Annotated in this window: 18 protein-coding genes and 1 tRNA gene; 11 read left to right on the top strand and 8 right to left on the bottom strand. The window is 68.9% G+C overall.

The features are described 5' to 3' along the window. Positions 1-10: 10 nt before the first annotated feature. The 5 genes from PV396_RS19440 to PV396_RS19420 are packed head-to-tail and all read left to right on the top strand — an operon-like array spanning position 11 to position 3,831. Entirely contained in the window at positions 11-739 is a 729-nt protein-coding gene (locus PV396_RS19440; RefSeq protein ID WP_319206127.1) for a class E sortase, read from the top strand. Between the two features lie 44 nt (positions 740-783). Further along, positions 784-966 carry a hypothetical protein gene (locus tag PV396_RS19435; RefSeq protein ID WP_198539328.1) on the top strand — a complete coding sequence of 61 codons (183 nt, stop codon included), beginning with the start codon at positions 784-786 and terminating at the stop codon, positions 964-966. Beyond that, positions 963-1,601: an aminodeoxychorismate/anthranilate synthase component II gene (locus PV396_RS19430; protein ID WP_319206125.1), complete on the top strand. Its 639-nt coding sequence runs from the start codon at positions 963-965 to the stop codon at positions 1,599-1,601. Before PV396_RS19435 ends, PV396_RS19430 begins: the two co-directional genes overlap by 4 nt. Beyond that, positions 1,598-3,025 (top strand): class E sortase, encoded by a 1,428-nt coding sequence (locus PV396_RS19425; protein ID WP_319206123.1) that lies wholly within the window; start codon positions 1,598-1,600, stop codon positions 3,023-3,025. Before PV396_RS19430 ends, PV396_RS19425 begins: the two co-directional genes overlap by 4 nt. Before the next feature lie 50 nt (positions 3,026-3,075). Further along, positions 3,076-3,831: a class E sortase gene (locus PV396_RS19420; RefSeq protein WP_319206121.1), complete on the top strand. Its 756-nt coding sequence runs from the start codon at positions 3,076-3,078 to the stop codon at positions 3,829-3,831. Positions 3,832-3,925: 94 nt separating this feature from the next. On the opposite strand, the gene PV396_RS19415 is transcribed toward PV396_RS19420, so the two are convergent. The 7 genes from PV396_RS19415 to PV396_RS19385 all read right to left on the bottom strand — a co-directional run bounded on the left by PV396_RS19415 (position 3,926) and on the right by PV396_RS19385 (position 13,305). Next, on the bottom strand, positions 3,926-4,981 hold the full coding sequence (locus PV396_RS19415; RefSeq protein ID WP_319206119.1) for a restriction endonuclease: 1,056 nt from the start codon (positions 4,979-4,981) through the stop codon (positions 3,926-3,928). 142 nt (positions 4,982-5,123) lie between these two features. Beyond that, on the bottom strand, positions 5,124-7,133 hold the full coding sequence (pknB, locus tag PV396_RS19410; RefSeq protein WP_319206117.1) for a Stk1 family PASTA domain-containing Ser/Thr kinase: 2,010 nt from the start codon (positions 7,131-7,133) through the stop codon (positions 5,124-5,126). 170 nt (positions 7,134-7,303) lie between these two features. Continuing rightward, positions 7,304-8,776 carry a penicillin-binding protein 2 gene (locus tag PV396_RS19405; RefSeq protein WP_319206115.1) on the bottom strand — a complete coding sequence of 491 codons (1,473 nt, stop codon included), beginning with the start codon at positions 8,774-8,776 and terminating at the stop codon, positions 7,304-7,306. Beyond that, the gene (locus tag PV396_RS19400) at positions 8,773-10,221 is read right to left on the bottom strand and encodes an FtsW/RodA/SpoVE family cell cycle protein (protein WP_319206113.1); all 1,449 of its coding nucleotides are present in this window, start codon (positions 10,219-10,221) and stop codon (positions 8,773-8,775) included. The genes PV396_RS19405 and PV396_RS19400 overlap by 4 nt, the downstream gene beginning before the upstream one ends. A 27-nt stretch (positions 10,222-10,248) precedes the next feature. Next, positions 10,249-11,817 (bottom strand): Stp1/IreP family PP2C-type Ser/Thr phosphatase, encoded by a 1,569-nt coding sequence (locus PV396_RS19395; protein WP_319206377.1) that lies wholly within the window; start codon positions 11,815-11,817, stop codon positions 10,249-10,251. A 98-nt stretch (positions 11,818-11,915) separates the two neighbouring features. Next, positions 11,916-12,443, bottom strand: coding sequence for an FHA domain-containing protein (locus tag PV396_RS19390; protein WP_319206111.1), 528 nt, complete (start codon positions 12,441-12,443; stop codon positions 11,916-11,918). Between the two features lie 10 nt (positions 12,444-12,453). Then, positions 12,454-13,305 carry a DUF3662 and FHA domain-containing protein gene (locus tag PV396_RS19385; RefSeq protein ID WP_319206109.1) on the bottom strand — a complete coding sequence of 284 codons (852 nt, stop codon included), beginning with the start codon at positions 13,303-13,305 and terminating at the stop codon, positions 12,454-12,456. Between the two features lie 468 nt (positions 13,306-13,773). Between PV396_RS19385 and PV396_RS19380 the strand changes: the two genes are divergently transcribed. The 4 genes from PV396_RS19380 to PV396_RS19365 all read left to right on the top strand — a co-directional run bounded on the left by PV396_RS19380 (position 13,774) and on the right by PV396_RS19365 (position 16,927). Then, a tRNA-Leu gene (locus PV396_RS19380) sits at positions 13,774-13,857 on the top strand. Between the two features lie 247 nt (positions 13,858-14,104). Next, entirely contained in the window at positions 14,105-15,559 is a 1,455-nt protein-coding gene (locus tag PV396_RS19375; protein ID WP_319206107.1) for a DUF2252 domain-containing protein, read from the top strand. A 108-nt stretch (positions 15,560-15,667) separates the two neighbouring features. After that, positions 15,668-16,561: a hypothetical protein gene (locus PV396_RS19370; RefSeq protein ID WP_319206105.1), complete on the top strand. Its 894-nt coding sequence runs from the start codon at positions 15,668-15,670 to the stop codon at positions 16,559-16,561. 36 nt (positions 16,562-16,597) lie between these two features. Further along, a complete protein-coding gene (locus tag PV396_RS19365; protein WP_319206375.1) occupies positions 16,598-16,927 on the top strand; it encodes a rhodanese-like domain-containing protein in 330 nt (109 codons plus the stop codon). A 43-nt stretch (positions 16,928-16,970) separates the two neighbouring features. Here PV396_RS19365 and PV396_RS19360 read toward each other — a convergent pair whose 3' ends face one another. After that, positions 16,971-18,119: an acyl-CoA dehydrogenase family protein gene (locus PV396_RS19360; RefSeq protein ID WP_319206103.1), complete on the bottom strand. Its 1,149-nt coding sequence runs from the start codon at positions 18,117-18,119 to the stop codon at positions 16,971-16,973. Between the two features lie 291 nt (positions 18,120-18,410). Between PV396_RS19360 and PV396_RS19355 the strand changes: the two genes are divergently transcribed. Beyond that, a complete protein-coding gene (locus tag PV396_RS19355) occupies positions 18,411-19,232 on the top strand; it encodes a DUF5819 family protein (protein WP_319206101.1) in 822 nt (273 codons plus the stop codon). After that, on the top strand, positions 19,229-20,530 hold the full coding sequence (locus tag PV396_RS19350) for an HTTM domain-containing protein (RefSeq protein ID WP_319206099.1): 1,302 nt from the start codon (positions 19,229-19,231) through the stop codon (positions 20,528-20,530). The genes PV396_RS19355 and PV396_RS19350 overlap by 4 nt, the downstream gene beginning before the upstream one ends.

Here is a 20,530-nt window from a genome sequence, read left to right as displayed (position 1 = left end):
TGGGGGGCCTGTGTCGGGGCGCGTGATCATCAGGACGGTCAGCGAGCTGTGCGTCACCGTGGGCACGGTGATCGTGCTCTTCGTCGTGTACGTGCTGTTCTGGACGGGCGTGAAGGCCGACAGCGTCATGGACGACCAGATCCACCAGTTACAGGAACAGTGGTCCAAGGGCGACGCGGTGTCGCAGGGGCCGCCGCCGACCTCGGCCAACCCGGCGAGCACCGCGAGCCCGACCGGCTCGAGCGGCCCGAAGCCCCCTGGGCCCTACTCCTCGGGCAAACCCTTCGCGATCATGTACATCCCGCGGCTTGGTTTCACGTGGAACAAGCCCGTGCTCGAAGGCACGAGGACGAGCACCCTGAAGAAGGGCCTTGGCCACTACGCGACCACCACGCGGCTCGGCCAGGAGGGCAACTTCTCGGTGGCCGGTCACCGTCGTACGTACGGCGATCCGTTCAAGGACTTCCCGAGGCTGCGCCGGGGGGACGCGGTGGTGCTGACGGACGGGACGACGTGGTTCACGTATCGGATCGACAAAGGGCCCTACAAAACCGTGCCCACGGACATTGAGGTGATCGATCCTGTGCCACGTAAGAGCGGGTACACGCGTTCGGGCCGTTATCTGACCCTGACCACGTGCGATCCGGAGTGGGGACACAGTCATCGGCTGATCGTCTGGGCGCACCTGGATTCCACACAGCCTGTGGAGGCCGGGAAACCCGCGGCGCTGCGCCGTTAATCTGGTGAGGTACGGCGTGAGTCCGGTGCCGCGAGTCGGGTGCCGTGGGCGACGGAAGGGACGGCATGTACGGCTGGATCTGGCGGCATCTGCCAGGGAACGCGTGGGTGAAGGCGTTGCTTTCCCTCGTGCTGGCGCTGGCGGTTGTCTACGTGCTCTTCCAGTACGTCTTCCCGTGGGCCGAGCCTCTTCTCCCCTTCAACGATGTGACGGTGAACGACCAGTGAGCGCTCGGATTCTCGTCGTCGACAACTACGACAGCTTCGTCTTCAACCTGGTCCAGTACCTGTACCAGCTGGGTGCGGAGTGCGAGGTGCTGCGCAACGACGAGGTGTCGACGGCGCACGCGCAGGACGGTTTCGACGGTGTGCTGCTGTCGCCGGGCCCGGGTACGCCCGAGGAGGCCGGGGTCTGCATCGAGATGGTCCGCCACTGCGCGGCCACCGGGGTGCCGGTGTTCGGGGTCTGCCTGGGCATGCAGTCGATGCAGGTGGCGTACGGCGGTGTGGTGGACCGTGCGCCCGAGTTGCTGCACGGCAAGACGTCCCTCGTGGAGCACGGCGGCAGGGGTGTGTTCGCCGGTCTGCCGAGCCCTTTCACGGCGACCCGCTACCACTCCCTGGCGGCGGAGCCGGAGACGGTGCCGGCCGAGCTCGAGGTGACCGCGCGTACGCACGACGGCATCATCATGGGTCTGCGACACCGTGAGCTCCCGGTCGAGGGTGTGCAGTTCCACCCCGAGTCGGTGCTGACGGAGCACGGTCACCTGATGCTGGCCAACTGGCTGGCGGAGTGCGGTGACCGGGGTGCTGTGTCGAGGTCCGCGGGGCTCGCTCCGGTGGTGGGCAGGGCCACGGCGTGACCGCCCTGCGCCCCGAGCGCGAGTCCGGCTCCGCGTACGGAGACACCGGCGACCAGGCAACCTCGTACGGGCAGCAGCAGCCGTACGAGGTGCCCGGCGCGTTCGAGGCGGCGGTGGACGGGCTGGCGGACCCGCTGAGCGACCCGTTGCCCGGGCAGCGGAACGATCCGCCGCCGGCCCGCGCGCGCGGGCGGCGCAGCCGGCGCAGTCATGCGCGCCCGTACGACGCCTCGGCCGAGCGCGGGGCGACGGAGCACCGGGACCCGGGACCCGAGTCCGGGTACGAGTCACGGGGGTACGCGCAGGACTGGCAGGTCGGGGTTTACGAGGAGCAGGCGCCGTATGTGCCTCCCACGGCGCCTCCGGACTCTGTGGCCCCTTCGACCCCGGCCCCGGCACCGGCAGCTCCGGCGCCCGTGGCCGCTCCCGCACCGCCCACTGTCGTCCTTCCGCCCATCGACGAGGAGACGGTGGCGCTCCGGCTGAAGGATTTGCCGCCCGATCTGCGTCCCGAAGCGTCGCGAACAGCGGACGAGGACTCGACTTCCGGGGCCTCGGCCGCCGCAGGGGTCACAGGCGCCTCTGAGGGCTCTTCGGTGGGCGGGGGGCGTGCGGCGCGCCGTAAGGCGGCCAAGGCCCGCCACGGCCGCCCTGGGGGCCCGCAGGAGGCATCGGAGGACGCGCCCGCCGAGTCCGCGGCGGCCGGGGCGCCTCTTTCGCGGATGGCGGCGCGGCAGGCCGCCCGGGCGCAGAAGCCGGGCATGGCGGTGATGGCGAGCCGTGCGATCGGTGAGGTGTTCATCACGACCGGCGTGCTGATGCTGCTGTTCGTGACCTATCAGCTGTGGTGGACGAACGTACGTGCCCACGCGCAGGCCGGGAGCGAGGCGAGCAGCCTCCAGGACGACTGGGCGAGCGGGAAGCGTGCGCCGGGGGTGTTCGAGCCGGGGCAGGGTTTCGCCATCCTGGACATCCCGAAACTGGACGTGGTGGTGCCGATCGCGGAGGGCACCAGCAAGAAGAAGGTGCTGGACCGGGGCATGGTCGGCCACTACGCGGAGGGTGGCCTCACCACGGCGATGCCGTCCGCGGCGACCGGCAACTTCGGGCTCGCGGGCCACCGCAACACGCACGGCGAGCCGTTCCGGTACATCAACCGGCTGAAGAAGGGCGACGCGATCGTCGTGGAGACGCAGGACAAGTACTACGTCTACAAGATGGAGTCGATCCTGCCGGTCACGTCGCCGAGCAACACGAGCGTGCTGGACCCGATTCCGAACGGTTCGGGGTTCACCGAGCCCGGCCGGTACATCACTCTCACGACGTGTACGCCCGAGTTCACGAGCAAGTACCGGATGATCGTGTGGGGCAAGATGGTCGAGGAACGGCCGCGCAGCAAGGGCAAGCCGGATGCGTTGCTGTAGTGGCGGCGATGGTGGCGGGCTCGCGCAGTAGCAGTTAGGGCAGATGAAGAGTGGCAGCGACGACGGACCACGACGAACAGACCGCCGACGCCCCGGTTTCCCCGTCGCAGGCCCGCCCGCGGCGCACGGGCGGCAGACTGGCCGCCGCGGTGAGCCTGTTCGGGGAACTCCTCATCACGGCGGGTCTGGTGCTGGGGTTGTTCGTCGCGTACTCGCTCTGGTGGACGAACGTCGTCGCGGACCGCGAGGCGAACAAACAGGGCGACCAGGTGCGCGACCACTGGGCCGACGGCAACGCGGACACGGGCCCGGGCGCGCTGGACACCAAGGACGGCATCGGCTTCCTGCACGTCCCGGCGATGAGGAACGGCGAGGTCCTGGTCAAGAAGGGCACGTCGTCGAAGGTCCTGAACGACGGCGTCGCCGGGTACTACGTGGACCCGATCAAGTCGGCGCTCCCCGAGGCGAAGCAGGGCAATTTCACGCTGGCGGCGCACCGGGACGGCCATGGCGCCAAGTTCCACAACATCGACAAGCTCAAGAAGGGCGACCCGATCGTCTTCGAGACGAAGGACGACTGGTACGTCTACAAGGTCTACGACATCCTCCCCGAGACCTCGAAGTACAACGTCCAGGTGCTGTCGGCGGTCCCGAAGGAGTCGGGCAAGCGCAAGCCGGGCCGCTACATCACACTGACGACCTGCACGCCGGTGTTCACGTCGGAGTACCGGTACATCGTGTGGGGGGAACTGGTGCGGGTGGATGCTGTGGACAGCCAGCGAACGCCGCCGAAGGAACTTCGGTAAGCAGTCCGAGAGTGACATCCTGTCACTCTCCACATGAGCTGGGCCCGAAGCCGCAACTTCTCCTTGCGACTTCGGGCCCCTTCGCGCACGTAGTTCACTCCAGGATGCTCAGGGTTTCGCCCGCGCTCCACTCCTCCAGCACCCCACGGTGTACGGCGGTGATCCCGGCCTCGGAGGCGATGCTCAGTGCCTCCGGCGTGAAGGGGCACGTGGCCACGTAGAGCGCGACTTCCGCGCGGTACAGCACCTTGGCCGACCCCACGAATTTCTGGACGTCGGGGCTGGTGATGTTGAGGTAGGGCGCGAACCTCTTGCACTGGACGACGAGACGACGCCCGTCGGCTGTGAGCGCGATGATGTCGACGCCACGGTCTCCGTGACCGCCCTGCACGACGACGTTGGTGCAGCCGTCGCGGCGCAGCAGTTTGGCGATGTGGTGCTCGAACGTGCGGCCGTTCATGGCGTCCATGGCTGCCATGACTCCGACGGCCGGGCGGTCGTCTCGCGTCCCTTCGAGCCGTTGCAGGCGGGCGTGGTGCTGGTGGAGCCGTCGTTCGATGCGTTGGACTCCCGTCCGCAGGGCGGTCAGCTCCTTGCGGTGCTCGCCCGAGGTTTCGATCAGTGCGTTGAACATAGGGACGACGGTTTTCCCGAGGACGTGGGTGATGCGCTGGTCGATGCGGGCGTCGAGGGAGGACATGTCGGGGGAGACAGGGCCTTCGACAGGTTGTGCTTGTGCGCGTGCCAGGGATTCCATGTCGAGCAGGTAGGTGCGCACCTGGCGGGCGATCTCGCTGTCGCGCAGGAGCATGGCGATGTTGAGGACGGCTCGGCGGGAGTAGAGGGTGAGGCTCGAGCGAGGCTGTGGATAACCTCCGGAAAAGCGTGACAGGATGTCACGCTTGAATTCCGCCAGGTCATGACCTTTGAGCGTCACCATCCCGTTAATCGACAGCTCATCGTGATGGCGTGCTTTCAGCTGCCTCACGACCTCGACAGTGACGCCGAAGTACGTCGCCACCATCGCCGTCGTCACATGCATGCCGTCGGGCAGCAGTGACAGCACCTTCACCCTGTCGAGCACTTCTGTCCGTTCCAGCGCACTCTCGCGCAGTGCCTTGGACTCCAGCAGAGCTGTTTCGTTGATCACGTTCCGTTCCCCTCGACTCGTCGGGTTTTCCTCACCGGTCCAACGAGTCCAGGCATATGAAGGTGTGGTCGGACTTCGTACACGGGTATGGGTGAGCCCCGGTGCCTGGGAAGGCGCCGGGGCTCACTTGTGTGACAGGCGGTCAGCCGAAGGGGTTGCCGCCGTTTCCGCCGTTGTCGCCGCCGTTGTTGCCGCCGCCGAAGTTGATGGTCTGCAGCGTGATCGGGGTGTTGCCCGGATCCTCGACCTCGTTGCCGTTGCCGCCCTGCGGATCCTGGGCGATGACCAGTGCGGTGTCGCTCGGGTCGCTGCCGTTGGCGAACTGGATCTGGTTGAAGCCGGCCGCCTGCAGGATCTGCTTGGCCTCGCCCACGGTCTTCCGGGTGACGTCCGGGACGGGGGTCTTCTGGACCTCGGCCTTCTTGCCGATCTGGATGGTCACGGTGTCGCCCGGGTCGGCCTGGGTGCCCGCGTTCGGGACGGTGGAGATGACCTTGCCGACCTGGTTGTCGTCGGTGGTCTCGATCTCCGTGCACTCGCCGACGAGGTCGTTGGCCTGCATCTGCTGCTTGGCCGCGTCACAGTCCTGGCCGATGACCGCCGGGACCGTCGACTTCTCTTCCTCCTTGGCGACCGTGAGGGTGATCGTCGTGCCCTTCTCCACCTCGTCGCCGACGTCCAGGGACTGTTCGAGGACCTTGCCCGGGTCCTCGGGGGACTCCTTGGTCACCGTCTTGACGTCGAGCTGGTACTTGTCGCTCTCGAGTTCCTTGGTGGCGTCGTCCACCTGCTCGCCGAGCACACTCGGTACGACGACCTTCGGCGCCCCGGTGGAGAGCACCAGCGCGATGGTGTCGCCCTTTTTCACGTCCGCGCCGGGCCCGGGACTCTGGGAGCAGATGTTGCCCTTGGGCTCGTTCTCGCAGGCCTTGTCGGTGAACGTCAGTTTCAGTTCGACGTTCACCGCCGCCTTCTCGGCGTCGCTCTTGGTCTGGCTGACGAAGTTCGGGTTCTTGAGGGTGGTGTCCTTCACACCCTGCCCGTCGAACACCCACTTGCCGATCAGGATGGCGCCGACCAGCACCAGCGCGCCCGCCACGGCCAGCAGGATCGTCGAGGTGTTCGACTTCTTCTGCTGCTGGCGTCGTCGGGGACCCCGGTCGTCGTAGCCGAAGCCGCCGTCGTCCGGGCTCATCGGGGGGAGCATGGTGGTCGCGCCGGCGTCGGAGCGCAGGGCGGTGGTGGCCTGGTCGTCGGGGTAGCCGTAGGCGCCGTAGCCGACCGAGCCCATGGCCGCGGTGGCCGCGACGGGCTGGCCGTCGAGGCAGGCCTCGATGTCGAGGCGCATCTCGTCGGCGGACTGGTAGCGGTAGTCCGGGTCCTTGACGAGGGCCTTGAGGACGATGGCGTCCATCTCGGGGGTGATCTCGGGGTCGAACACCGATGGGGGCTGGGGTTCTTCCCGTACGTGCTGGTATGCCACCGCGACCGGGGAGTCCCCGATGAACGGGGGCCGGACGGTCAGCAGTTCGTAGAGCAGGCAGCCGGACGAGTACAGGTCGGACCTCGCGTCCACCTGTTCGCCCTTCGCCTGTTCCGGCGAGAGGTACTGGGCCGTTCCTATGACCGCGGACGTCTGCGTCATCGTCATGCCGGAGTCGCCCATGGCGCGGGCGATGCCGAAGTCCATGACCTTGACCTGGCCGTTGCGTGTGAGCATGACGTTGGCCGGTTTGATGTCGCGGTGGACGATGCCGCTTCTGTGGGAGTACTCCAATGCCTGGAGGATCCCGATGGTCATCTCCAGCGTCCGCTCGGGCAGCAGCTTGCGGCCCGAGTGGAGGAGCTCGCGGAGCGTGGAACCGTCCACGTACTCCATCACGATGTACGGGATGGACGTCCCGTCGATGTAGTCCTCGCCGGTGTCGTACACGGCGACGATCGCGGGATGGTTGAGCGAGGCGGCCGACTGGGCCTCCCGGCGGAACCGGGCCTGGAAGGAAGGGTCGCGCGCGAGGTCGGCGCGCAACGTCTTCACTGCCACGGTGCGGCCCAGGCGGGTGTCATGTGCGAGGTATACCTCCGCCATGCCACCACGGCCGAGCACGTGACCCAGCTCGTACCGGCCGCCGAGGCGACGCGGCTCTTCCATAGCTTCCTACCAGCCCTCTCCGTCGGTCCCGACCGCACCTGTGTGTGGTCCGGCTGTGCCGTCCGGGCATACGGTACCCGGGTTCATTTGTGTGACCTGGCCAAGCCCGTCAGCCGATACCGGACCGGTATCGCAACGTGCACCGATGTGAAGGGGACGTGACGGGGCTCTCACCGCTTGCTCTTGATGACCGCCTCCATCACGCTCTTGGCGATGGGCGCGGCCAGACCGCCGCCCGAGATGTTGTCGCGGACGGCGCCCTCGTCCTCGACGACGACCGCGACGGCGACCGGTGAGCTGCCGTCGGCGAGCTTGGCGTAGGAGATGAACCAGGCGTACGGCTTCTCGCTGTTGTCGACGCCGTGCTGGGCGGTGCCGGTCTTGCCGCCGACGGTCACGCCGCTGATCTGGGCGTTCTTGCCGGTGCCGTCCTTGACGACCGTCTCCATCATCGACTGGAGGGTCTGGGCGTTCTTGGAGGACAGAGGCTGGCTCATCTCCTCGGGCTCGGTCTGCTGGAGCACGTCGAGGTTGGGGGCCTGGAGCTTGTCGACCATGTACGGCTTCATCAGTTTGCCGTCGTTGGCGATCGCTGAGGCGACCATGGCCATCTGCAGCGGTGTCGTCGCGGTCTCGAACTGGCCGATGGAGCTGAGCGCGGTCTGCGGCTGGTCCATCTTCTCGGGGAAGTTGGAGGCGGAGGCACGGACCGGGATGAACTGCTCCTCGTTGAAGCCGAACTTCTTGGCCTCGTCGAGCATCTTGTCCTTGCCGAGGTCGGCGCCGATCTTGCCGAAGACGGTGTTGCAGGAGTACTGAAGGGCGACGCGCATCGTCGCGTTCTTGCAGGGGATGGTCCCCTCGTTCTTCAACGGCGTCGTGGTGGTCGGCAGGTTGTAGGGGAACGGCGAGTCCGTCTTCTCGTCGGCGTCCGTGTACAGGCCGTTCTCAAGGGCGGCGGCCGCCGTCACGACCTTGAAGGTGGAGCCGGGGGGATAGATGTCGCGCAGGGCCCGGTTGAGCAGGGGGTCGTTCGGGTCGGCCTTCTTCTGAAGCTTCTGCCAGGCCTCCGAGTCCTTGCTCGAGTTCCCGGCGAACGTCGAGGGGTCGTAGGAGGGGAAGGAGGCCAGGGCCAGGATCGCGCCGGTGGATGGGTCGATCGCGGCCACCGCGCCCTTGCCGCGGTCCTTGAGGCCGTCGTACGCGGCTTTCTGGGCTGCGGCGTTGAGGGTGGTGACGACGTTGCCGCCCTGCTTCTTCTTGCCCGTGATCATGTCGAGGGTGTTGCGGAAGAAGAGCCGGTCGTCGTTGCCGGTGAGGATGCCGTCGTCGATGGACTCGAGCTGGGTCGCGCCGAACGCCTGTGAGGCGTAGCCCGTGACGGGGGCCCACATGGGGCCGTCCTTGTAGCTGCGCTTGTACTCGTAGTCGCTGCTGCTGGACGCGACGGAGCCGGTGATGGCCTCTCCGTCGACGATGATGTTGCCGCGGGGTGTGGCGTACCGCTCGATGGCGACGCGTCGGTTGAGCGTGTCGTTCTTGAGGGTGTCCGCCCGGACGTACTGGAGCCAGTTGTCGCGGACGAGCAGGGCGAGTACGAGGAGCCCGCAGAAGATCGCGATCCGGCGCAGGGGCTTGTTCACGGTCGGACCACCTGGGTCATCTCGGCGTCGGGGTTGGGGGCCGGGGCGGGCGCGGGACGGCGTGCGGTGTCGCTGATCCTGAGCAGGATGGCGATGAGGGCCCAGTTGGCGATGACGGAGGAGCCACCTGCCGCGAGGAACGGCATCGTCATACCGGTGAGCGGGATCAGGCCCATGACGCCACCGGCGACGACGAAGACCTGGAGTGCGAAGGCACCGGACAGGCCGATGGCCAGCAGCTTGCCGAAGGGGTCGCGGGCGGCGAGGGCGGTGCGGACGCCGCGTTCCACGATCAGACCGTAGATGAGCAGGATCGCCATGACGCCGGCCAGGCCGAGTTCCTCGCCGAAGGTGGCGAGGATGAAGTCGGAGTTGGCGGCGAAGCCGATGAGGTCGGAGTTGCCCTGGCCGAGCCCGGTACCGAGGGTGCCGCCGGAGCCGAAGGCCCACAGGGCCTGCATCGCCTGTTCGGAGTGGAGGATGCCGTCCTGGACCCCGGATTGGCTGAGCTTGTACTCGTTCAACGGGTTGAGCCAGGCCTGCACACGCGTCTGGATGTGCGGCTCGAAACTCGCCACGCTGACCGCGCCGACCGCCGACATCAGCAGACCGAAGACGATCCAGCTGGTCCGCTCGGTGGCGACGTACAGCATGATGATGAACATTCCGAAGAACAGCAGCGACGTACCAAGGTCGGTCTCGAAGACCAGGATCAGGATCGAGATGATCCAGACCACGATGATCGGACCGAGGTCGCGACCGCGGGGCAGGTACAGGCCCATGAAACGGCGGCTGGCGAGGGCGAGGGCGTCGCGTTTCACCATCAGATAGCCGGCGAAGAAGACGGCGAGAGCGATTTTTGCGAACTCGCCGGGCTGGACGCTGCCCAGGCCGGGGATCCTGATCCAGATCTTGGCACCGAAGTTGTCGAAGCCAAGGCCCGGCACCAGCGGCAGGATCAGCAGGACGATGGCTCCGGCCATGGAGATGTACGTGTAGCGCTGGAGGATGCGGTGGTCCTTGAGGAGGACCAGCACCAGCACGAACAGGGCGACGCCCAGTGCGGAGTTCAGCAGCTGGCGGGGGGCCGCCTCGATGAACTCCCTCCTCTGCTGGAGTTTTTCGGACTGGTCCAGTCGCCAGATGACCACCAGCCCGATGCCGTTGAGCAGTGTGGCCAGGGGCAGCAGCAGTGGGTCCGCGTACGGGGCGAACTTGCGTACGACGAGGTGGCCGACGGCGGCGATCAGGCCGAGGCCGAGGCCGTAGCTGAGGAGGCCCGTGGGGATCTTGTCGTCGATGGCCAGGCCCACGTTGGCGTAGGCGAAGACCGGGATGAGGACGGCGAATGCCAGGAGCGCCAGTTCGGTGTTGCGACGGCTCGGGGTGCCGATCGCGCCGATCGTGGACGTGTGGTGCTGCGAGGTGTTGGTTGTACTGCTCATCGTATGAAGTGGCCCCTCACGGCTTGCCTACTGCTTACCGCACAGCGAGACCAGCTTCTGCTCTTCCTCGGAGAGGCTGGGGCCGGGTGTGGGAGTGGGTGCGGTTGTGGACGGGGACGCCGATCCGGACGGCGTCGGGCTCGGCGTTGCCTTGGACGCGGCGGCGGTACGGGTGGTTCCCGTGGTGCCTCCTGCCTCGCCTTCGCCGGTCTTGGCGTTGTTCGCGTTGTCGGCCGCGCGCCGTTGTTCCTGCTTCTTGCATGCGGAGGCCTGGGTGGCCAGTTCGGAGATCTTCGACTGGGCGTCCTTGAGGCCGCCCTCCGTGATGGTGCCCTCGACCTGCTTCTGCTGGTAGGCGGGCAGGTACTTGAGTTCGATCTCGGGGTGGTCCTTCTCGACCTTCGAGAGCGAGATCCAGGCCAGGTCCTGGTTGATCCCCCGGTACAGCGCGACGTGGTCGTCGCTGGCACCGACGTAGTACTGCGTCTGGGTCCAGCGGTAGCCGCCGTACAGGCCTCCGCCGATGACGGCGAGGGCGAGGGTGATGTAGAGGGTTCTCTTGAACCACTTGCGGCCGGCGCTGGGTTTGACGAAGTCGTCGTCGCTGTAGCCGCCGAAGCCGCCGGTCTGGATGTAGCCGGTGGTGTCGCCGGAGCCGGGCGGGCCGAACTCGCCGCCGCCGCCGCCGTGCGCGGGCCGTTGCCGGCCGAGCCCGGAGGCGCGTCCGGCGGGCGTCTGCATGGCGCCGCCGTCGTGCATGTGGTGCTGGTTGTGCTGGTTCTCGGCGACCGCGCCGACGACGACGGGTACGTCGGACAGCTGTCCGGCGAGGGTGTCCCCGGTGTCGAGGTCCAGGACGTCGGCGATGATCACGGTGATGTTGTCGGGGCCGCCGCCGCGCAGCGCCAGCTCGATGAGCTGCTGCACGGTCTCCTGGGGGCCCTGGTAGCTGGCGAGGGTGTCCTCCATGGTCTGGTGGGACACGACTCCGCTCAGCCCGTCGGAGCAGATCAAGTAGCGGTCGCCGGCGCGGACTTCGCGGATGGAGAGGTCGGGTTCGACATGGTCGCCGCTGCCCAGCGCGCGCATGAGGAGCGAGCGCTGCGGGTGGGTGGTGGCCTCTTCCTCGGTGATGCGTCCCTCGTCGACGAGGCGCTGTACCCAGGTGTGGTCCTGCGTGATCTGGGTGAGGACGCCGTCCCGGAGGAGGTACGCGCGTGAGTCGCCCACGTGTACGAGGCCGAGGCGCTGTCCCGTCCACAGGAGGGCGGTGAGCGTGGTGCCCATGCCCTCCAGCTGGGGGTCCTCCTCGACCATCATCCGGAGCTGGTCGTTGGCCCGCTGCACGGCGGTGCCGAGCGAGGTGAGGATGTCGGAGCCAGGGACGTCGTCGTCGAGGGCGACGATCGTGGAGATCACCTCGGAGGAGGCGACCTCACCGGCGGCCTGGCCGCCCATGCCGTCGGCGATGGCGAGGAGGCGGGGACCGGCGTAGCCGGAGTCCTCGTTGCCCTCGCGGATCATGCCTTTGTGCGATCCGGCGGCGAAGCGCAGTGACAGACTCATGCGCACCTCGCCCGTCGGCTCCGGGTACATCCGCACGGTGCCCACCCTCCGGTCGGGAGCGCGCCGGGGCCCTTCGCATGGACCGCCGCCGCCTGCTCGCTCCGCTCGCGCCTATTCATGATGCAGCACTACTTCCGCAGCTCGATGACGGTCTTGCCGATGCGGATCGGCGCGCCCAGCGGAATCGGTGTCGGAGTCGTCAGCCGGGTCCGGTCGAGGTAGGTGCCGTTGGTGGACCCGAGGTCCTCGACGATCCACTGGCCGTCCCGGTCCGGGTAGATCCTGGCATGCCTGCTGGAGGCGTAGTCGTCGTCCAGCACGATGGTCGAGTCGTGGGCCCGGCCGAGGGTTACCGTCTGCCCCTGGAGGGCGACGGTGGTGCCCGTCAGGGTGCCTTCGGAGACGACCAGTTTGCTGGGGGCGCCCCGGCGCTGCCTGCCGCCGCCGCCGGACGGCTGCTGCTGGCGCTGCTGGGGTGGCGCGGCTGTCTGCCGGGCGGTCGCCTGTTGCTGGCGGCCGCTGTCACGCCTCGACCCGCGCTGGGTGACACGCGTACCGAACAGATCGCTGCGGATGACCTGCACGGCCACGATCACGAACAGCCACAGTACGGCCAGGAAACCCAGCCGCATGACCGTGAGGGTCAGCTCTGACATTGCCCCCGCTTCACCCTTCGGCTTGCCGGTAAATGATGGTGGTGCTGCCCACGACGATCCGCGAGCCGTCGCGGAGCGTAGCGCGGGTGGTGTGCGTCCCGTCCACCACGATGCCGTTGGTGGACCCGAGGTCCTGGATCGTCGGGGGCGTTCCGGGCCGGATCTCGCAGTGCCGGCGGGAGACGCCGGGGTCGTCGATCCGTACGTCTGCCTCGGTGCTGCGGCCCAGTACCAGGGTGGGGCCGGAGATCTGGTGGCGGGCGCCGTTGATCTCGACCCAGGAGCGCAGTCGGCCCGCGCCGGCCGTGGGCCGCTGGCCCATGGGCGGGCCCGCCGGGGCGGCGCCGGGGCGTCCGCCGGGCGGTGGTGCGGCCGGCATCGGGGGTGGTGCGGCGGGCGGATAGCCGTAGCCGCCGGCCGCGGGCCTGCCTCTGGGCGGGGCCGCGGGGGCGGCGGGGCCGGGTCCGCCGGGGGCCTGCTGGTTGGTGGAGGAGGCGAGCGTACGGCTGCGGACCCGGTACAGGCCGGTGTCGAGGTCGTCGGCCTTCTCCAGGTGCACCTTGACGTTGCCCATGAAGGTGTACCGCTGCTGCTTGGCGTAGTCCCGCACCATCCCGGCGAGCTCGTCGCCGAGCTGTCCGGAGTAGGGGCTGAGGCGCTCGTAGTCCGGGGCGCTCAGTTCCACGATGAAGTCGTTGGGTACGACGGTCCGGTCGCGGTTCCAGATGGTCGCGTTGTTGTCGCACTCGCGCTGCAGCGCGCCCGCGATCTCCACGGGCTGGACCTCGGACTTGAACACTTTGGCGAAGGTGCCGTTGACCAGACCTTCGAGACGCTGCTCGAACTTCTTCAGGACTCCCATGGGGCACCTCCTCCAAGTTGCTGCTCTGTCTGAGCCGTGCGTGCCGTGCCTGTCGTGCCTGGTACTGCTTACTGATCGTATCCACGCGCGGGGAAAACGGCTGGTTCCCCCTGTCAGCCCGGTCGACAGGTGTCGACGCCTGACGAAGTTCCCTGTGAAGCTCCCCTTCGAACTCCTCGGGCCCTACCCAGATCGTAGAGGCGGCGCCAAACCAGTGTCCCGCACCTGACTGTGCACCTTGCCCGCCTCCATAGGAGATGGGCTTGACCGGTACGAGGTTGATACGTGAACAGGCTCGTGTTGATACGTAGTCGCCGCCGGTCCGGCTTGGTCGGCGGGTCCGGGGCGGTTCCGGGGTGGGTGGGGGCGGGGGAAAGGGATGTGAACCCACCACCTCCAGCGTGCTAATCTTCTCGATGTCGGAAGGCCCCAGCACCGCAGGGAGCAGGGCCGGAGGACACACCCAATGCGCGGGTGGCGGAATAGGCAGACGCGCTGGATTCAGGTTCCAGTGCCCGCAAGGGCGTGGGGGTTCAACTCCCCCCTCGCGCACAAGTGAACGGCCCTCATCGTGATCACGATGAGGGCCGTTTCTCGTTGCACTCATCGTTCTCGTGGTTCTCATTGCCCGCGTGCATCTCACCACGCCGTCACGGGGATGTGAGGTCTCTCTCATATGAGGTGCGTCCCACGGGTTGCCCGACTTATCCACAGGGTCTCACCTGATGGGGATGTGTGGCGGTACGGTCGTCGCCAGTTGATGTTGGTGGCGGTGTGGGGAGTGGGGGAGGCGGTCGCGATGACCGAGGTCGGTACGGAGTCGGCGGGGGCCACGGTGGTGCGCAGCCGGGCGCGGGGGCTTCCCCGGGTGCGGGGGTTCGCCCAGTGGCAGGCGGAGGGCTCCTCCCCCAAGGAGGAGGGGAAGGCGTTGCGGCAGCGGGTTCCGCGTGGCGCGCACGCCTTGTTCGACGGGGGCGCGGACGGTTCACGTCCGGATGCGGAGACGGCGGTCAGGGAGTCCAACCGTGGTCGTATCCCCGAGTTGGCCCCGATAAGGGTGGGCAGGATGGCGGCGACCCCGTTCGCCTTCCTGCGGGGTTCGGCGGGCCTGATGGCTTACGACCTGGCGCGTACGCCGATGACCAGGATCGGCGCGCAGATCTGCGGCGACGCCCATGCGGGCAACTTCGGTCTCTACGGTGACGCGCGTGGCGGTCTGGTCATCGATCTGAACGACTTCGACGAGACGGTCCAGGGCCCCTGGGAGTGGGACCTCAAGCGGCTTGCCGCCTCGCTGGTGCTCGCGGGCCGGGAGGCGGGCGCGGACGAGGACATCTGCCGCAAGGCTGCGCACGGCGCGGTCGGGGCGTACCGCCGGACGATGCGGCTGCTGGCGAAGCTTTCGGTGCTGGACGCGTGGAACGCCATCGCGGACGAGGAGCTTGTCTCCTACACGGACGCCCATGACCTGATCGGCACGCTCGAGCGGGTGTCCGAGAAGGCGCGGGGCAACACCAGCGGGCGGTTCGCGGCCAGGTCGACGGAGGTCACCGAGGACGGCGGGCGGCGCTTCGTCGACGCTCTTCCGGTGCTGCAGCGGGTGCCGGACGCGGAGGCCGCGGCGGTGGCGGCGTCCCTGGAGGAGTATGCGGGGACGCTCTCGGAGGACCGTCTTCCGTTGCTGGAGCGGCACTCGGTGCACGATGTGGCGTTCCGGATCGTCGGCACGGGGAGTGTGGGTGCGCGGTCGTACGTCGTCCTGCTGCTGGATCACAAGGGGGAGTCGCTCGTCCTCCAGGTGAAGGAGGCCCGTCCGTCGGCGCTGGTCCCGCATCTGGCGACCGCCGGCTGGGATCCGGTGGAGGCGGCAGGCGCGGTGCACGAGGGGCGCCGGGTGGTGCTCGGGCAGAAGCGCATGCAGGTCGTCAGCGACATTCTTCTCGGGTGGACGACGGTCGACGGACTGCCTTTCCAGGTGCGGCAGTTCCGCAACCGCAAGGGCAGCGTCGACCCGGCCGCCCTGTCCGCCGACCAGATCGACGACTACGGACGGATGACGGGCGCCCTGCTGGCCCGGGCGCACGCCCACAGTGCCGATCCTCGTCTGATCGCCGGGTACTGCGGCAAGAGCGACGAGCTGGACGAGGCGGTGGCGACGTTCGCGACGGCCTACGCCGACCGTACGGAGGCGGATCACGCGGTTCTGGTGGGGGCTGTGCGGGCGGGGCGGATCGCCGCGGAGATGGGGGTGTGAGGGTCGGGGCGGTGGTCGCCGGGGCGGAGTGTGACGGGTGTGGGGTGACTTCGGGGTCTGTTCGGTGACCTTGGGTGGGCGCCGGAGCCGTGGCCTACGCTTGGGCGGGTGACGACCCCGGAAGCTGAGCAGTCCTCGTCCGTGCCCGAAGCCGAAGGGGCGCGGGAGTCTCCTGACGCGCCTGACGCGCAGGCGGCGGCCGGCGCGGCCGGTCAGGCCGAGGGTGCTCGGCCCGAGGAGCGGTTGGAGCGGGCCGTACGGGTCGCCGAGCAGGCGCTCATCGAGTACGAGATCGCGGTCGAGACGTTCCGTATCGAGGTCGAGAACTTCTCCCGGCTGCACCACCAGAAGCTCGGCCCGATGTACACCCGCCTCGACGAGCTGGACGCCGAGATCGCCGAGGCGAAGGCCGCGCGCAGCGGTGACCCCGAGGACGCGCGGGCGGCGCGGGAGGCTCGGGCGCGGGTCATGCCGATGCCCGGGGTCGAGGAGCTGTTCCACGGCTGGATGGACTCGGAGGGACTGTTCCCGGAGGCCGCGGCGATGCTCACCGAGCAGCCGGTGCGGCCCCCGCAGCGGGTGCGCCCGAGCGACGAGGCCCGCAAGGTCTACCGGGAGCTGGTGCGCAAGGCCCATCCGGACCTGGCGCAGGACGAGGCGGAGCGGGCGCGGCGCGACGAGTTCATCGCCCGGGTCAACACGGCCTACGGGCGGGGCGACGAGGTGTCGCTGCGGGAGCTGGCCGAGGAGTGGGCGGCCGGTCCGGCGCCCGCCGAGTGGCAGCCGAGTCACAGCGAGGAGCTCTACGCCCGCCTCGAGTGGCTGGCTCAGCGCAAGGAGCTGCTCACGCTGGTCGCGAGGGACCTGGAGGAGGGTGCGATCGGCGCGATGCTGAAGCTCGCTCCGGACGACCCCGACCGTCTCCTGGAGGAGATCGCGGAGCAGTTGCTGGCGCAGGTCGCGCAGCGTGAGGCGGAACTCGCGGCGCTGCTCGGGCGGTGACGTGGGTATCGTCGGGGCATGAGTTTCGGTTCTGGTGTGCCCACGGTCGAGGTCGCGGACCTCAAGGACGACGACTTCTTGCTGGATGTCCGTGAGGACGAGGAGTGGCAGGCGGGGCATGCCGAGGGGGCGTTGCACATCCCCATGAGCGAGTTCGTCGCGCGCTTCGGCGAGTTGACGGAGGCGGCGCCGCAGGACGGTCGGGTGAACGTGATCTGCCGTTCCGGGGGCCGGTCGGCGCAGGTCACGAACTACCTGGTCCAGCAGGGCATCGACGCCGTGAACGTCGGCGGCGGTATGCAGGTGTGGGAGGCGGCGGGCCGCCCGGTCGTCACCGACGAGGGTGCGCCGGGCTTCGTAGCCTGAGCCGAACCCGAGCCCGGGGTGTGTGAGGGCTCGGCGTCGGCCTTCAGGCCAGTTGGTGGGCCGAGAGCAGGTCGCCGAGTGTCTCCTCGTGTGCCGCCGCCGGGCCGAGGGACAGCTCCAGGTGTTTGGCCCAGGCGTGGTAGCGGTGCAGCGGATAGTCGGTGTCGGCGCCGAAGCCGCCGTGCAGGTGCTGCGCGGTCTGCACGACCCGGCGTACCCCTTCCGAGGCCCAGATCTTGGCGACGGCCACGTCTCCGGAGACCGGCAGCGCGCCGCTCGCCCCGGTACTGATGCGCCATGCCGCCTGCCAGAGTGTGGCCTCCATGGCGCGCAGGTCGATGTACCGGTCGGCGGCCTGGACGGCGACGGCCTGGAACGTCGCCAGCGGATGCCCGAACTGTTCCCGTTTGCCGGTGTAGTCGCTGGTCATGCCCAGTACGGCGGTCCCCAGTCCGAGGGCCTGTGCGCAGGTCCCGACGGTGAGCAGGTCGCGCAGCCAGGGCCAGGCGTCCTCGGTGTCGAGGACGTAGTGGTCCGGCACACACACGGAATCCAGGCGTAGCTCGGCGAGCCGTTCGCCGGCGGTGGAGATCTGCTCGGCGAGGGTCAGGCCGTCGAGCGGGGCCCCTTCGTTAAGGCGGGGGACCAGAGCGAGGACGGTCCGGTCGGTGCCGGTGCGGGCGGGTACGAGCACGAAGTCGGCGTTGTGCGCCCAGGGCACCGCCGTCTGCACTCCGTCGAGCACCCACAGGTCGCCGTCCCGGCTTGCGGTCACGGCGAGTTCGGCGGCGTCGTGGCCGGTGCGGCCGTGTGCGGCGACGGTGAGGACGAGGTCGCCGGTCCCGGCCCGGCGCAGCACCTCGTCCCGCAGTACCCCGTCGCCGAATGCCTGTACGGCCGCGGCGGCGGCGCAGCTCTCCAGCAGGGGGACCCGGGCCAGTACCTTCGCGGACTCGCGCAGGACGAGGCACAGGGCGATGGCGTCGAGGCCGGCGCCGCCGAACTCGTCGTCGAGCAGCAGGCTCAGCAGGTCCGCACCGGCGAGCCTCTCCCACAGGGCGCGGTCGAAGTCGTCGGCGACGGCACCCGGGACGAGCGACGGGCTGGGTACGCCGTCCGGTGCGACCCCGCCGAAGACCGCCCGGGCCGCCTCGACCGCCGCCTGCTGCTCCTCGCTGAACCTGAAGTCCACGGTGCTGTCCTCTCGGCCCGGGGGCGGGTGACCTGACGGGGCGTCAAGATAGAACAGGTTCTAGAAGAAGGGAACGGATCGGACCGTGGGGTGCGCGGCAGCGGCAGACTGTTCGATTTGTTCGAATCGGTGCTCCAACGGTGGGCCGTAGGGTGTCAGCGGGCTGTCCGGGCACCGTGCACGGCGTGTGCGGGCGTGCGGAGGGGGCTGCGCCGGGCGGGCTGCCCTGAGTACCGTGCCCGTGCGCACGCCGTGGGTGCGATGGGACCGGGTATCGGGAGGCGGGGCGCAATGGACGCGTACGAGGCAGACTCGACCGCCCGACACGGGCGCGACCAGCCCGGCGAGGTCGACGAGGTCGACGAGGTCGTTGAGCCCGGCGAGGCCGAGAGCTCCATGCTCGACGACCCCCCGCCACCGCCCCGGGAAGCGCCGCGCCCGTCCCTGGCCGCTCTGTCTCTCCCGTACCAGGTGGGCGCGGCCCTGGCCGTCGCGGTGGTCGCCGTGGTCGTGTGTGTCCACCTCGGGATGGTGTTTCTGCACGTCGCGCCCTCGAACACGGTCACCAGGGAGCACGCGTCGGCGATCGACGACTGGATCTACCCGGAGTTCGAACAGAACTGGAAGCTCTTCGCCCCCAACCCGCTGCAGCAGAACATCGCAGTCGAGGTCCGCGCCGATGTCCGTACGGCGGACGGCGGGGCCCGGACGACCGGCTGGTACGACCTCTCCGCGCTGGACGGGAAGGCCATCCACGGCAATCCGGTGCCGAGTCACACCCAGCAGAACGAGCTGCGCCGGGCGTGGGACTTCCTCGCCGGCTCGCACGACGCCCAGAACCGTCCCTCGGGCCTGCGCGGTGCCCTCTCCGAGGCGTACCTGCGCCGCATCGTCGTCATGCGTCTCGAGCGCGAGGGCGCGGTCGGCCCGGGCGGCACGATCGACCGCGTCCAGGTCCGCTCGCGCAGCACGAACGTCCGACCCCCCGAGTGGAGCCAGGAGCAGGTGCCCGAGAAGCCCACGTACCGCGTACTGCCCTGGTGGCCCGTCCCCGACGACGAGGCGCCGCAGGCGGCGGGCACGGACGACAAGGCTAAGGGGGACGGCTCATGACCTCCGTCGAGCCCACGGCCTCCCGTTCGCTCTTCCGTTCCTTCTCGCGAGCGGCCTCCCTGGGTATCGGCCGTGTCACCGAGACCGCGCTGGGCCCCTACCAGGCCGCCGTCGTGCGGATCGGCTTCTCAGCGACGTGGCTGCTGTTCCTGCTGCGCGAATTCCCGCACCGGCAGGAGCTGTACGGCCCGGACGGGCCCTGGAGCTGGGATCTCGCCCAGCAGCTCATCTCGGACAACGGCGCCTTCACCGTGCTCATGTGGTCCGGCAGCCGGGTCTGGTTCGAGCTCGTCTACGTGCTCGCCGTCCTCGCCAGTCTTCTTCTGCTGCTCGGCTGGCGCACCCGCACGCTGTCCGTGGTCTTCATGGTCGGTGTGCTCTCGCTCCAGAACCGCAGCATCTTCGTGGGGGACGGCGGCGACAACGTCCTGCACCTGATGTCCCTCTACCTGGTGTTCACGCGCTGTGGCCAGGTGTGGTCCCTGGACGCGCGACGAGCCCGCAGGGCACGCGCGCGTGTGCTGTTCGCCGCCCCCGACCGAGTGGGCCCCGCGCTCTGGGCCGTCCTCGGGTCGCTCCTGGTCGCCGGTACCGCGGCCGGGAAGCTCGACGGCGACCCACTGGTTCCGGTGATCCTGTGGGGGATGTGGCTGGCCATGGGCGTGTGGTGGGTCGTCGCGCGCCGGGCGCCGGGCGGCGAGCCAGGGAGCGGGCAAGACGGCGAGCAGGGAGGCGAGCAGCCCGGCGGGCTCCGGATGCTGCTCGACATAGTCGGCAACGTCGTGCACAACGCGGCCCTTTTCGTGATCATGGCCGAGGCCTGTCTGATCTACGCGACGGCCGGCTGGTACAAGATCCAGGGCTCGCGCTGGCAGGACGGCACCGCCGTCTACTACCCGCTCCACCTCGACTACTTCTCCCCGTGGCCCGCCCTCTCCGACCTGATGGCGTCGAGCGGCACGATGGTGATGCTGGTGACGTACGGGACGGTGGTCGTGCAGGTCGCCTTCCCCTTCACGCTCTTCAACCGGCGGGTCAAGAACGTCCTGCTGGCCGTGATGATGACCGAGCACGCCGTCATCGCCGTCGTCCTCGGGCTGCCCTTCTTCTCCCTCGCGATGATCGCCGCGGACGCCGTGTTCCTGCCCACCTCGTTCCTGCGCCGACTCGGTGACGGTGCCGCACGCGCGCGCGTGCGCCTTGTCTCCCGGCTGCCGGGCCGTCGGACCGCCGGGACGGCGGACGAGACAGCGGCCGACGAGGCGGAGGCGGACGAGACGGCGCACACGCGCACGTAG

It is taken from the genome of Streptomyces sp. ME02-8801-2C, from assembly GCF_033793965.1.
Lineage (GTDB): Bacteria > Actinomycetota > Actinomycetes > Streptomycetales > Streptomycetaceae > Streptomyces.
The sequence above is the reverse complement of the archived record's forward strand: the minus strand, read 5'-3'. Positions and strand labels throughout refer to the sequence as shown.